Here is a 13,330-nt window from a genome sequence, read left to right as displayed (position 1 = left end):
AATGGCTAGGAATCAGTATCTCATTTTCCTTGGATGCGCGATTCCATACCGTGTTTCAGCTTATGAAATATCTGCGAGAAAGGTTCTCCAGAAACTAGACGTTGAGCTTGTTGAAATGCCTGAATTCAACTGTTGCGGTCTTCCGCTTGATCCAGTCAGCCACGAAATGATGCTAATTCTTGCAGCTAGAAATTTGGCTTTGGCTGAACAAAAGGGACTGGACATTATCACTCTGTGTCCCGGCTGCGCTGGAACTTTGAAGAAAGTTAACAAGATGCTTAAAGAAGACAAAGCCTTGCGGGAAGAAATAAACAAGCATTTGAAAGAATCAGGCTTAGAGTTTAAGGGAGCAGTCAACGCGAAGCACATAATGCAAGTTCTAAAGGAAGATGTGGGCTTAGAAAAGATAAAAGATTCCGTTGTTAAACCGCTCACAATGCTTAAAGTGGCGGAACATAACGGTTGCCACATACTACGACCAAAAGAATACATAGGATTCGACGACCCAGAAGACCCCCAAACGCTCAAGATGCTTATTGAAGCGACAGGCGCAACATGTTTAGATTACATGGATGAGACTGAATGTTGTGGAGCACCAAGCGTCGGCGTAAGCGACAAAGTCGCCTTACAACTTGCAAGAGATAAACTAAACCATGTTAAACAAGTCAGCGCAGAAGCTTTGATAACAATTTGTCCATTCTGTCACATAATGTACGACACTAACGAGTTGCGCATAGAAAAAATGTTTAACGAAACTTACGGCATTCCAGTTCTGCATTATCCACAATTGCTCGGTTTAGCTATGGGCATGTCGCCTGAAGAGCTTGCATTTAACGAGCTTAGAGTTGACGCTTCTAAAATATTAAAGCATATTACTGAAGGTGGGGAATAAAATGGCAAAAAACAAGTTGAAACTAGCCTTTTATTGGGCTGCTAGTTGTGGAGGCTGTGAAATCGCTGTTTTGGACATAAACGAGAAAATCCTCGACGTTATACAAATTGCTGACATCGTTTTCTGGCCAGTAGCCATGGACATAAAATACAAAGACGTAGAAGCCATGCCAGACAAAAACATCGACGTCTGCTTCTTCAACGGTGGAATACGCAACTCAGAACAAGAACACCTCGCCAAGCTTTTGCGGCAAAAATCAAAAATCCTAATCGCCTACGGAGCATGCGCCCACCTCGGCGGAGTTCCTGGACTAGCAAACTTAGCTAACAAAAAGGAAATCTTCGAAAAAGTCTATTTCAAGACTTTCTCTACGGCGAACTCAGAAAACAAAACACCAAAACCCACAGTGCATGTTAAAGAGGGAGAAGTTGACATTCCAGAATTTTACGATACAGTCAGAACCTTAGACCAAGTCGTTGACGTTGACTATTACGTTCCAGGCTGTCCACCAGCAGTCGAACGCACATTATTCGCGGTTGAAGCCATAGCCAAAGGCGAGTTACCGCCTAAAGGCTCTGTGCTTGCGCCATTAAAATCAGTCTGTGATGAATGCCCAAGAAAGAAGGAGAACAAGAAAATCTCCAAGATATACCGCGTTTACGAAAAAACTCCAGAGCCCGAGCGTTGCTTGCTTGAACAAGGAATAATCTGCATGGGACCCGCGACCAGAGGCGGATGCGGCGCCAGATGCTTAAAAGCTGACATGCCATGTACTGGCTGTGGCGGTCCATGTCCCAACACGCCCGAGCAAGGCGCAGCTATGATCAGTGCTTTAGCTTCAATTCTCGGGTTGGAAGAAGAGAAGGAAAAGTACACGGAAGAGGATGTTGAAAAGCTCATGAGTCAAGTTAAAGACCCAATTGGGTCGTTCTACATGTACGCTTTGCCAGCGTCCATTTTGAAGAGGAAGGTGATGAAAGAATGAAGAAGATACTAATAGACCCAATAACTCGGCTTGAAGGTCACGGAAAGATATCCATATTCCTAAATGACAAGGGCGACGTGGAAAACGCTTATTTGCAAGTTCCAGAACTTCGAGGCTTTGAAAGATTCTGTGTGGGAAGAAAAGCTGAGGACATGCCACTTTTGACAAGCAGAATCTGTGGCGTATGTCCAGTTGCACATCACATGGCTGGAACAAAAGCTTTGGACGCCGCGTTTAATGTTGAGCCGCCATCTGCAGCTAAAAAGCTCCGAGAACTCATGTACTGTGGCTACTTCATTTACGACCACACACTGCACTTCTACTATCTCGGCGGACCAGACTTTGTTGTTGGTCCAGACGCTCCGCCAGAAAAGAGAAACGTCATAGGCGTGATTGAGAAGGCTGGATTAGAAATCGGCAAAGAAGTCATTAAGCATAGGGCTTATGGGCAAAGAATAACTGAGTTAATCGGTGGAAAAGCCACGCATCCAGTCTGCGGATTGCCTGGTGGAATGTCCAAACCTTTGAAAGAAGAGGAAAGGCAAGAAATCGAAAAAATGGCTGAATCCTCTGTAAAGTTTGCTCAGTTCTCATTGAAACTGTTTCACGACATTGTCCTGGGAAACAGCAAATATGTGGACTTGATTAAAAGCGACGCTTACACATTGAAAACTTATTACATGGGCACAGTGGACGATAACAACAAAGTCAACTTTTACGACGGAAAAGTCCGCGTTGTCGACCCTGCTGGCAAAGAATTCGTCAAATTTGAACCAAAGGATTACTTAAACCACATCTCTGAACGTGTAGAAGAATGGACCTACGTGAAATTTCCATACTTGAAGAAGGTCGGCTGGAAAGGCTACGTGGACGGCGCAGACAGTGGCGTTTACCGTGTTGGACCACTTGGGCGACTCAACGCTTCTGAAGGCATGGCTACACCACTTGCACAAGAAGAGTATAAAGTCATGTACGAAACTCTCGGTGGAAAACCAATTCACTCAACCTTGGCTTTTCACTGGGCACGATTAATTGAGCTTCTATACGCTGCCGAACACGCTTTGGAGCTGAGCAGAGACCCAGAAATAACAAGCAAAGAAGTGCGCAACAAACCAAGTGAGCCGGGTGAAGGTGTGGGAATAGTTGAGGCTGCGAGAGGCACGCTGATTCACCACTATATGTTGGACAAGGATGCTTTGATTAAAGACGTGAACCTCATTGTCGCAACAACCAACAACGCTCCCGCAATAAACATGTCAATCCGCGACGCAGCCAAAGGCTTGATTCAAGGTGACAAGGTTGACCAGGGCGTGCTTAACATGGTTGAAATGGCTTTCAGAGCTTACGACCCGTGTTTTGGATGCGCCACACACTTTGCTGTAGGACAAATGCCGATGACAATAGAAATCTACGATAACGAAAAGAAGCTGCTCCGAACGGTGCAGCGGTAAACCTTTTTCTTCCTTTTACGTTCTCCTTAGGTTGTGTTGGCGGTTTCTCTTGTCAAAAAGAAGCTATGACATCAAAAAAGAGTTAAAGAAATGGCTTTCCGACGCCAAGAAAATCGTTGTAGCGGGAATTGGAAACCCAATCCGCATGGACGACTACGTTGGAGTTAAGATTGTTCAAGAGTTGCGTGGAAAAGTTTCAGATAACGTTCTTTTGATTGAGTGTGAAACTGTTCCGGAGAATTTTCTTCAGCAAATAGTAGATTTTAACCCCTCACATGTTCTATTAATTGACGCAGCGGTTTTAGGCTTAAAACCCGGCGAATCACAACTCATAAATCCAGAACAGTTAAAAAATTTTCCTGCGTACACGACACATATGCTTCCGCTGCGAATTTTCTGCGAATATCTTGCTAAGACAGCAAAAGCAAAAATTGCTCTTCTCTTAATAGAGCCTAAAAAAACTGATTTTGGAGAAGGATTAACTCCGGAAATTGAGGCGTCTGCACAAGACATTGTCTGTGTTGTTCTTTCGCTTTGTATTTGAACGAATTTATTTTTCTGTCTTCTTTGTGAATTTGACATTTAGGGTTTTGGCAAGTTTCTCTAGTTCTTCTTCGCTCATCCATTCAGTTTTCAAATATTGCAGAATTCTTTCGTCGCTTAATCCAAGTCTGCGCGCTTCTTCAACCGCTACTGCGTAAGCCTCAATCTCGGTTGGTCTGTCCACGTAACTGTAGTGGTTGTCGAAAAGCTCTTTTCCCTCCATGAACTGTTTCACGTGCACTAACTCGTGGATTATGTCTAAGTAAATGTCGATTAAGTCGCCCTTGTTAAGGTAATGTGCGCTTACGAAGAGGTGTCCATCCTCGTCGCTGACGCCCATGTATCCTCTTCTTCCAACAAATTCTATCCTTAAGTTGCGTAGCACTTCTTCGGTTTTTTCTCCAAATATTCGTCTCACTGCTTCCACTTTCTCGAAGCCTTTGAAGTAGTCGGTGAATGGGTGCGTTGTTATTTTGGCTTTGCGGCGTATCTTAACCTTCAACTGCAAGTTTGTCGGCGCCCACCATTTCAATGTCTAATCAGTTTATTATGTGTGCATTTAGTAAAATTTATTCCAGTATAATACTTTTTATCTGAAGCATCCTTTAACAGACACGTGGAAAAAAGGGTTTGCATGTTACGCGTTAAGAAAATGACGCCGGAAGATTTCGAATTTGCTGTTCGCATTACAGACACGCAAGGCTGGAATTTTGTAGAAGAAGACTTCAAATTTATGACAGTTTTAGAGCCGGAAGGCTGCTTTGTACTGTTTGACGATTCAAAGAGAATAGGAATTGTCACGTCGATAGGCTTTGACAAGCTTGGCTGGCTTGGAAACCTAATAGTGGAAGAAAAATATCGAAGGAAAGGCGCAGGTGCGCTACTTGTTAAAAGCGTAATTGAATATCTTTCAAGCAGGAATATAAACAATGTTGGTTTATACGCGTATGCCGACACAATACCCTTCTACGAGAAACTCGGTTTCAAATACGATTCAGACTTCATTGTTCTCGAAGGAAAAGCCTTTACAGCGTCGGTTGAGTCTGGTTTGAGAGTGGCGGAAGAAGAAGATTTTCAAAGAATCGTCGATTATGATTCTTACTGGTTTGGTGCTTCTCGAAAAAAATTGCTCCATGCGATTTTGCGTAATTCCAGTAATCCATGTTATTTGTCAGTTGAAGGTGAGTGTATAGTTGGATATGCCGTGGCGAAAGTTTACGATGGAATAGCTGAAATAGGACCGTTAATGTGTTTAAGAGAGCGAGAGGTTGTGGCGATTGACCTTTTGAAAGCCATCCTTAACAAACTCGCTGGCTCTGAAGTTTCTTTGTGCTTGCCCAAAAAAGAGTCAGCAATAATCAATTTTCTTATGCACTCCGGGTTCACAGAGCGGTTTCGTGTGGCAAGAATGTTTTTAAAACCCTTCAATGCTAAAGACTGCTTCTACTTGGCAGAGTCTCTGGAGCGAGGTTGATGTTACTTGTCACTTGATATGGCAAAGTTGCTGGTTACCGACTTCCTTAAGAATTCATGGAGCTGCGTCGAAACCATAGTTAAAGAACTAATTAGTTTTAAAGAACGGGAGAATGGAAGCAAAAAAAGAAACGTAAACTTATTCTACTTTCAGAATGAGCGAAGAAACAATGTTACAGTGGAAGGCTGGCACTTTTTCCTTCGAACTTCTGTTGAATACTCAAATCCACAGTTAACCATCGAAGAAGTTCAAGGCTTAATCGCTGCGCGACTGCTTGAAGCCAGCGGAAATCACTTTCACACTTGCGGACTGCACAACCCAGACGATAAGGACGTTACTGCAATTTGTGAAAGACTGAAAAAACCCGCTGAAGGCTTAATTTTTCCTTTTCTGCTAAACACAGATGACATAGAACCTGATAGATATTCAATGAATCCTCTCAAAGAGTCAATAGTTAAAAGTGGACAAAGCGCTTTTCCAGCAGCAAACGTTACTACTCGCGGGTTAGAGATAGACCAGAAATTCGCACAAAAATACGCTGGCTCGCTCATTTGCCAGAAAGAAATAGAACTGATTGACCATTGCCTCAAAACCTGCAGTGACAGTTACACGGACATGGCTGACGCAGTAAAATACACGCAGCTTGAGCATTGCTCAGAAGCTTTTGGAATTGACCTTAGGCTTCCAGCCATGCGGTTGCCACTTACAGTTATGAAGAAAGAAGCGGCGGATGGATTGTTGCATCATGTTATAAGAGAAGTGCATAAGGACTATGAGACTGTTGAGCGCGTTTACAACTGCATCGGCAGAAGCATGAAGAGTCGAACAACACTGTTGACCATTCCGCATTCGCTTAAAGGATACGGCTCCAAACGTGCAGCTAAAGGAAAAATCTACTTTGCTGGAACAAAACTGAAAAATGTTAAAGTGGATTATGAAACAACTCCGCTTTATCCGAATGCAATCAACCCCAAAGACGTCAGTATCGCCGTGGCAGATGACCATTTCGCGGTTGAAGGTGAAAAACTTGTTAACTACAATTTCAATGAAACTCCTTCTTCGCCTCAGTTCTTTCTTTACATCTTGGCTTCACCAGAAAACGCGGCATTGTGGCATGGAATAGGCGCTTTTGGTGCTTCTCAGCTTGTAAAAAGCTACGTTACTGTGCGCTTAGCGTGTAGCCGAGACTCATTAATCAAAGATTTGAAAGAAAAGTATGGATTACCAATGGAAATTCCTTTGCAGTTTAATCTTGTGCCAGAGTTTATGTGGGCGCATCCAGTACATCACAATATAGATGCAAGCATTGGATGTGTGGAAAACTTGGGCGAAGTGGCAAAAAGAGGAATGAAAATAGAGGCTCTTCCTGCTTCGAGTTTTATTCGCGTTTGAAATGGAGATGGACACTTATGTTTTTTCGACAGATAAAACAGCGCGGCGACAACTTCTCCTACATAATCGCAGACGAAACCACAAAAGAAGCTGCTGTTATAGATTCCAGCTTTAATACAGACGCGATACTACGAGTTTTGAATAACCAAAATTTCAGCCTAAAATATATAATTAACACGCACAGCCACAGCGACCACACAGCAAGCAATGAGGATTTAAAGGCTTGTTGTGGCGGCAAGATTGTTGCTCATAAACTAGCCAAAATCAACAAGGACATAAGCGTTGACGAGGGCGACATATTAACAGTTGGCAAAATAACAATTAGAGTCATTTACACGCCGGGGCATACTCGCGACAGCATATGTCTTTTAGCAGATGGCAAACTGTTCACGGGTGACACCTTGTTTGTTGGTGAATGTGGCAGAACAGATTTGCCGGGCGGAAGCTCCGAAGACATATACTACAGTCTATTCACGAAATTAATGAAGCTCGATGACGATGTTGAAGTGTATCCAGGGCATGATTATGGACCGCGTCCTCATTCCACGATTGGTGATGAGAAAAGAACAAATTACACATTAGAGAAACGAACTTTGGAAGAGTTTATAGAATTCATGGAAAGCTGATGTGCGTAAAACTCGTAAAATTAGAAAAAGGAAAGGTTAGGTTACTTTGTTGTTTCTTTTAGTGCTTCTTGGAAGAGCTTTTTGGTCGCTGTGAATCTTGCTTTCTGTGCTAGAACATCCGCTGTGACTAGGTCTAATGCTTCTTCTGGGCACCATTTGACACATTGGGGTTCACCTTTTTCCTTGCAGAGGTCGCATGAGAAGACCACTTTTCTGTCTGGATGAAGCATTATTGCGCCGTAATCGCATGCTTCTATGCACCATCCGCATCCGTTGCATTTGTCCTCGTCAACCATTATTATTCCAGTTTCCTCTGACTGTGTTAAGGCGTCTCTTGGGCATGCTGCAACGCATGGTGGGTCTTCGCAAAGTCTACAAGTAATTGAAACGTTCACAAGTGGATTAAGCCGCACAACGCGTATTCGCGACTTTAAGGGGTTGAATGATTTTTCTTTTGTCCATGAGCAGATGTACTCGCATACTTGGCAGCCTACGCACTTGTCGGGGTCTGCTGAGACGAATTTTCTTTCGTGAATCTTCACCATTGTTTATTCACTCCTTACATTTTCTCTTCAACTATGTGTATTAGGTCGTCCATGCCAAGTTCCTTCAGTTTCGCTACTGTTGGCACTCCTTCTCTTGTCCATCCGCGAGCCTCGTAGTAATCGTCCAGAAGCAAGTCTAGCTCTTCTTGTGTCACGTATGCTCCTTTAGACGGTCCTTCATCGGTAATGGGCTGATTCATAACTTTCCATGGTAAATTGTCGTCTTTTCTGCCTAAGCCTTCACGTACATTGAAAACTCTTGCCAAATTGTTTATGCGTTCGCCAGCCATTTTCATCTCTTGTGTTGTCATTTCTGCGCCCGTGACCAAATTGTAAAGTTTAGTCATATCCTCAAGTTCCTTGTAATACGTGCCACGCGAGAACTTGCAGACGATGAACGAGTCTATGAGCGTGTACATGTCTTCCATGTCCTTGACTAGTTTGCCTCTTCCTTTCTCGGCTTTTAAGCGGTTGACTTTTCCTTTGACGTCAAAAGCGTATGCTCCGTGTCTGTTGTGGTCTGCTCCGCGGAAGGAGACAGCAAAGCCTAACGCTGCTGTTTTGAGGCATCTAAGGTCGTAACCCGTGACTTCAACTCCTTTAATGTGCAGTGCCAGCTTTTCGGCGCCGTTGCCAATTTTTTCAGCGGCTCCTTTTACGCCTTCCGCAAGTATGTCACCTATGCCTTCGCGTTTGCCCATCTTTTCCAGAAGCTTTACCAGTGCTTCGTGATTGCCAAACTTCGCGTCTATCCCGTCCGTGTCCTTCTCTGTTAAAATGCCCTTTTCGTAACAGTCCATTGCAAAGCCAACAATCACACCAGCGCTTATAGAATCCATTCCAAAATAGTTGCATAAGTCCATTCCTTTTATTATAGCGTCAAGTCTGTCAATGCCGCAGTATGGTCCCAAAGCCCACAAAGGCTCATACTCCATTCGCGTCATAGTACCCTTGTATGGTCCTTCCGCAACAACACATATGTGTTCGCATCGCATTGCGCATGAGCTGCATCCTATGACTTTTGCAACGTACCTTTCGTTTAGAACTTCGCCGCTGACTCTTTCTGCGCCTTCGAAGGTTGCGTTGTTGTAGTTTCTTGTTGGCATACAATGTAAAGCGTTGTGTACGAGAACGTTTTCCGGCGTGCCTAAAGTTCTATATTTCTGCGTTGCTGGCCCTTTCATTCTTTCGTGGAACTCTTTCACGTATTCCAAAAATTCTTCAGGCTTAGCCACTGTGATGTCGCGTGTCCCTCGAACCGCTATGGCCTTCAAGTTTTTTGAACCCATCACGGCGCCCATTCCTGTTCTTCCAGCGGCTCTTGTCTTGTCATTGATTATGCATGCTATTTTGACGAGTTTTTCTCCAGCTGGGCCGATGGCTGCAACGCGAATGTAATAGTCTCCCAACTCTTCTCTAATCGCGTCTTCTGTGTCAGCCGGCGATTTACCCATCAAATGTGAAGCGTCTAAAAGCTGAACTGAGTCGTCGTCAATCCAAACATAGACTGGCTTCTCTGCTTTACCTTTGAAAATTACCGCGTCATATCCCGCTCTTTTTAGTTCTGTTCCGAAAGAACCGTGGGATTTGGCTTCGCCGACGCCATAGCTTTGAGGTGACTTCGAAACGAAGGCATGTCCGTTTCCGCCTGTTGGCCAGACGGTGCCTGAGATTGGACCTGTCGCTAGAATCAGCGGGTTTTCTGGACTTAATGGCTCTACTCCCGGTTTTGAATGGTCCAGCCATAAGCGCATTCCTAGACCTATTCCACCAATGTATTTTTTGGCGTATTCTTCGTTTAAAGGTTCTACATGGGTTTTCCCAGTTGTTAAATCTACATGAAGAATTCTACCAGCGTAGCCGTGCAACATTTTTCCTCCACGTTTAGCATATTTTAGAGAATTATTAACTTTTGTTATATAGATATATTAATGTATCTGCATGGTTTGGCTGATTTATCAAAATAAATTTTGAGATGAAAATTGCAAGTGAATGCTTCTTGTAACATGGTAAAAAGAGAAAGTGGAGATTTTCAGCAGTTTAAATTGCTTCTTTTAAAAGCTCTATGACGTCTTTGACTACAATCTTGTTCTCTACATCTAACACTTTAACAGCATCTTCCAAAGTCGTCACACAGAATGGGCATGCAACTGCGATAACGTCAACGCCAAGTTCCAAAGCCTCTTTAACTCTGTCCACGCACGGTCTCTTTTCTGAAGGTGCCTCTTCAGTCCAAACTCTTCCAGCGCCGCCACCGCAACAGAAACTGCTCTGTCTTGTTCGCTTCATTTCAATAAGCTCTAACCCGTCAATTGCCTTCAAGATTTCTCGTGGCGCCTCGTATTCATCGTTGCGTTTGCCTAAGAAGCACGGGTCGTGATATGCGACTTTTTTTCTCACGGGTTTTGTTGGTTTTATCTTGCCTTGCTTAATCGCGTCTGCCAAGTATTGCGTGTAGTGTTGCACGTTGAGTTTCTCGTCAGCGTATGGCTTGTCATTCTTGAACGTGTTGTAACAATGCGGCGACAAAGTGATGATTTTTCCCGCGTTGAATTTTTTGAACATGTCAATGTTGTGCATGGCAAGTTCCTCGAAAAGTCCTTTCTCGCCCATTCTTAGCATGTGGTCTCCGCAGCACCATTCTTCAGCGCCTAAAGTTGCATAGTCCACGCCTAAACTGTTTAACATTTGAGCCATTGTTTTGGCGATTTCTCTGTTTCTAATGTCAAAAGTGGTTGAGCAACACGTGAAAAGCAAAACGTCAGCCTTTGAAACGTTTGGAAACGTTTTAACATTCAAGCCTTCAGCCCAATCCATTCGCTTGCTCTGATGCGTTCCCATTGGATTGTGATATTTGTAGACGCTTTCAAGAACGTCTTTGACTGTTCGTGGAAGGTTTCCTGCCTCAATCAAGAAGCAGTGGTCGTCAAGTATCGCGTTTGCGCAGCTCACCAGTTTTGGACAGAACAATGTGCATGAGTTGCATTGAGTGCAAAGCCATATGTTGTCCGCCATGGGCTTTAAACGCTCGTTTAAGCCGTTGTCCCTTGAGTCTGTGAGGAATCTGTAATTGGCAGTTAATGCGGTGGGTCCTAGGAATCTTTCGTCTATTGCGGCTGGGCATGCTGAATAACAGATTGAACATTTAATGCACAGTGTTAAATCCCAGAACTTCTTAAGCTCCTCTGGCGTTTGCGCAAACTCGTTGGGTTGTTTGAATGTTTCCTCTGGCTTTATCAAAACAGTTCTTATTTTCTTATATTTCTCGAAGAAGGGTTGAATATCAACAACAAGATCTTTGATTACTGGCAGGTTTGAAAGCGGCTCAATTGTCAACGAGTCAGCGTCTAAATGTAGCACTTGCGTGTAGCATGCCAACATGGGTTTTCCGTTGATGTTGACTGCGCAGTCTCCGCAGATTCCCATTCTACACGACTGCCTAAAAGATAATGTTTCATCCAAGTTGTCTTTTATGTAGAGCAACGCGTCAAGCACTGTTGTTCCTTTGCGAATCGGCACTTTATATGTGGACACGTAACGCCTTTTGCTTTCCGGGTCATATCTGCTTATTCTAAATTCAACAATTTTCTCAACTTCAATGCTCATTTCTTCATCCTCCTAATAGGTTCTGGCAACCGGCGACCACTTAGTTATTGTGACTGGAATGTACTCAAGTCTGGGTCCATCCTTTGTGCAATAAGCTAATGTGTGCTTGAGCCAGTTTTGGTCATCACGTTTTGGATAGTCAACCCGTGAATGAGCGCCTCGCGATTCTGTTCGTGGAAGCGCGCTGGCTATTGTTACTTCTGCCAAATCTAACATAAAATCAAGCTGTAGCGCGGACAAGAATCCAGTGTTGAACGGCTTGTCTTTATCCTCAACCTTTACATGCCTAAACCTTTCCTTTAGCCCTCTTATTTCTTTCATGGCTGTTTGAAGTTGGTCGCCCCTACGGTATATCCACACCTTCTCGTTCATTGTACGACGCATTTCATCACGGATTGCTGGAACTCTCTCGCTGCCTTCGCTTCCTAATATTCCGTCGAAAACTCTCTTTTCTTCTGCCAACAATTTTTCTTTAGGAATCTCGTGAACACTGTTTTTCAACGCGTACTTTGCGGCTTCTTCGCCTGCAACTGCTCCGAACACGAGGCATTCAGCGGTTGAGTTTGTGCCAAGCCTGTTCGCGCCGTGCACGCTTATGCATGAGCATTCGCCTGCAGCGTATAAGCCGGCTATGGACGTTTCAGTTTTTATGTTGGCTTTGATTCCTCCCATAGAATAGTGTGCTGCTGGTCGTATTGGTATTGGTTCCTTAACTGGGTCTACGCCGCCAAGTTTTATTGCGACATCGCGAATTAGCGGCAACCGCTCGTTGATTTTTTCTTCACCTAAATGTCTAAGGTCTAGAGCTATGTAAGGTCCATAGGGTCCTTCAAGTCCGCGTCCTTCCAGAATTTCTGTCTGTTCTGCTCTTGAAACAACATCACGCGGAGCTAACTCCATTTTTTCCGGCGCATATTTCTTCATGAAGCGTTCGCCATTAGCATTAATCAAGTATCCTCCTTCGCCTCGGGCGCCTTCAGTGATTAGAACGCCTGAGGGAACCAAACCTGTGGGATGAAATTGTACGAATTCCATATCTTCTAATGGCGCGCCAGCGCGGTATGCCATTGCCATTCCATCGCCCGTTGTTGTGTGCGAGAACGTTGTGAATTCGTAAATGCGTTCGTGTCCTCCTGTTGCCATAATGATGGCTTTTGCAGAGAATGCGTGCATGTCGCCGGTTGTCATGTTTATGGCTGTTAGTCCAACCGCAGTATTGTTTTCTACTACAAGTGAAGTTGCGAACCATTCATCGTAAAATTTCACATTACCATAGGTTATTGCTTTTCCATATATCGCGTGCATTTCATGAAAACCCGTCATGTCTGCTGCAAAGCAGGCTCTTGGGAACGAGTGTCCACCGAATGGTCGTTGGTTTATTTTTCCGTCTGGTGTGCGGCTCCATGGGCATCCCCAATGCTCAGTTATTACGATTTCTTTTGGTGCTTGCCTAACAAAAAATTCCACAGCGTCTTGGTCTGCAAGGTAGTCAGCGCCTTTCACAGTGTCAAACGCGTGCAGGTCAAAGGAGTCTTTTTCACGCATGACCGCGGCTGTTCCGCCTTGTGCACAAACAGAATGTGACCTTAATGGGTGATGCTTTGAAATTACGGCGATATCCAGCTTGTTGCTGATTTCTGCCGCGGCAACCGCTGCTCTTAAACCTGCTAAGCCAGCTCCGACTATAACTATGTCGTGAACGTTTTTTTCCATCGGTTTTTCACCTGTGCTATGAGAATAACCACTACTTTATCATGTAGGTTTTATAGTTTTCCGAAGGCAAGCAAATTTTGAAATGTTCTCTTTCATGAGAAAA

Annotated in this window: 12 protein-coding genes; 7 read left to right on the top strand and 5 right to left on the bottom strand. The window is 44.1% G+C overall.

Features of this window, described 5'->3' with window-relative positions:
- Position 1: 1 nt before the first annotated feature.
- The 4 genes from HM003_06725 to HM003_06710 are packed head-to-tail and all read left to right on the top strand — an operon-like array spanning position 2 to position 3,872.
- Positions 2–892: a CoB--CoM heterodisulfide reductase iron-sulfur subunit B family protein gene (locus HM003_06725; protein ID MBX5329024.1), complete on the top strand. Its 891-nt coding sequence runs from the start codon at positions 2–4 to the stop codon at positions 890–892.
- Position 893: 1 nt separating this feature from the next.
- Positions 894–1,877: an oxidoreductase gene (locus tag HM003_06720; protein MBX5329023.1), complete on the top strand. Its 984-nt coding sequence runs from the start codon at positions 894–896 to the stop codon at positions 1,875–1,877.
- Entirely contained in the window at positions 1,874–3,328 is a 1,455-nt protein-coding gene (locus HM003_06715; protein ID MBX5329022.1) for a Ni/Fe hydrogenase subunit alpha, read from the top strand. Before HM003_06720 ends, HM003_06715 begins: the two co-directional genes overlap by 4 nt.
- A gap of 49 nt (positions 3,329–3,377) precedes the next feature.
- Positions 3,378–3,872, top strand: coding sequence for a hydrogenase 3 maturation endopeptidase HyCI (locus tag HM003_06710; protein MBX5329021.1), 495 nt, complete (start codon positions 3,378–3,380; stop codon positions 3,870–3,872).
- 6 nt (positions 3,873–3,878) lie between these two features.
- On the opposite strand, the gene HM003_06705 is transcribed toward HM003_06710, so the two are convergent.
- Positions 3,879–4,379: a hypothetical protein gene (locus tag HM003_06705; GenBank protein ID MBX5329020.1), complete on the bottom strand. Its 501-nt coding sequence runs from the start codon at positions 4,377–4,379 to the stop codon at positions 3,879–3,881.
- Between the two features lie 126 nt (positions 4,380–4,505).
- Between HM003_06705 and HM003_06700 the strand changes: the two genes are divergently transcribed.
- Genes HM003_06700 through HM003_06690 form a run of 3 tightly spaced genes read left to right on the top strand, consistent with a single transcriptional unit; the run spans position 4,506 to position 7,363 of the window.
- The gene (locus HM003_06700; protein ID MBX5329019.1) at positions 4,506–5,345 is read left to right on the top strand and encodes a GNAT family N-acetyltransferase; all 840 of its coding nucleotides are present in this window, start codon (positions 4,506–4,508) and stop codon (positions 5,343–5,345) included.
- Positions 5,346–5,351: 6 nt separating this feature from the next.
- On the top strand, positions 5,352–6,737 hold the full coding sequence (locus HM003_06695; protein ID MBX5329018.1) for a hypothetical protein: 1,386 nt from the start codon (positions 5,352–5,354) through the stop codon (positions 6,735–6,737).
- Between the two features lie 17 nt (positions 6,738–6,754).
- On the top strand, positions 6,755–7,363 hold the full coding sequence (locus HM003_06690; protein ID MBX5329017.1) for an MBL fold metallo-hydrolase: 609 nt from the start codon (positions 6,755–6,757) through the stop codon (positions 7,361–7,363).
- Positions 7,364–7,404: 41 nt separating this feature from the next.
- Here the strand turns inward: HM003_06690 and HM003_06685 are convergent, their stop codons facing one another.
- The 4 genes from HM003_06685 to HM003_06670 all read right to left on the bottom strand — a co-directional run bounded on the left by HM003_06685 (position 7,405) and on the right by HM003_06670 (position 13,227).
- Positions 7,405–7,908 carry a 4Fe-4S dicluster domain-containing protein gene (locus HM003_06685; protein ID MBX5329016.1) on the bottom strand — a complete coding sequence of 168 codons (504 nt, stop codon included), beginning with the start codon at positions 7,906–7,908 and terminating at the stop codon, positions 7,405–7,407.
- A gap of 14 nt (positions 7,909–7,922) precedes the next feature.
- Positions 7,923–9,779, bottom strand: coding sequence for an aldehyde ferredoxin oxidoreductase family protein (locus HM003_06680; GenBank protein ID MBX5329015.1), 1,857 nt, complete (start codon positions 9,777–9,779; stop codon positions 7,923–7,925).
- A gap of 169 nt (positions 9,780–9,948) precedes the next feature.
- Positions 9,949–11,514, bottom strand: coding sequence for a succinate dehydrogenase iron-sulfur subunit (sdhB, locus tag HM003_06675; protein ID MBX5329014.1), 1,566 nt, complete (start codon positions 11,512–11,514; stop codon positions 9,949–9,951).
- 12 nt (positions 11,515–11,526) lie between these two features.
- Complete coding sequence (locus tag HM003_06670; protein ID MBX5329013.1) at positions 11,527–13,227, bottom strand: succinate dehydrogenase/fumarate reductase flavoprotein subunit; 1,701 nt, start codon at positions 13,225–13,227, stop codon at positions 11,527–11,529.
- Positions 13,228–13,330: the final 103 nt, after the last annotated feature.

It is taken from the genome of Candidatus Bathyarchaeota archaeon A05DMB-5 (genome assembly GCA_019685655.1).
In the GTDB taxonomy this organism is placed as follows: Archaea; Thermoproteota; Bathyarchaeia; order Bathyarchaeales; family Bathycorpusculaceae; genus DSLH01.
The sequence above is the reverse complement of the archived record's forward strand: the minus strand, read 5'-3'. Positions and strand labels throughout refer to the sequence as shown.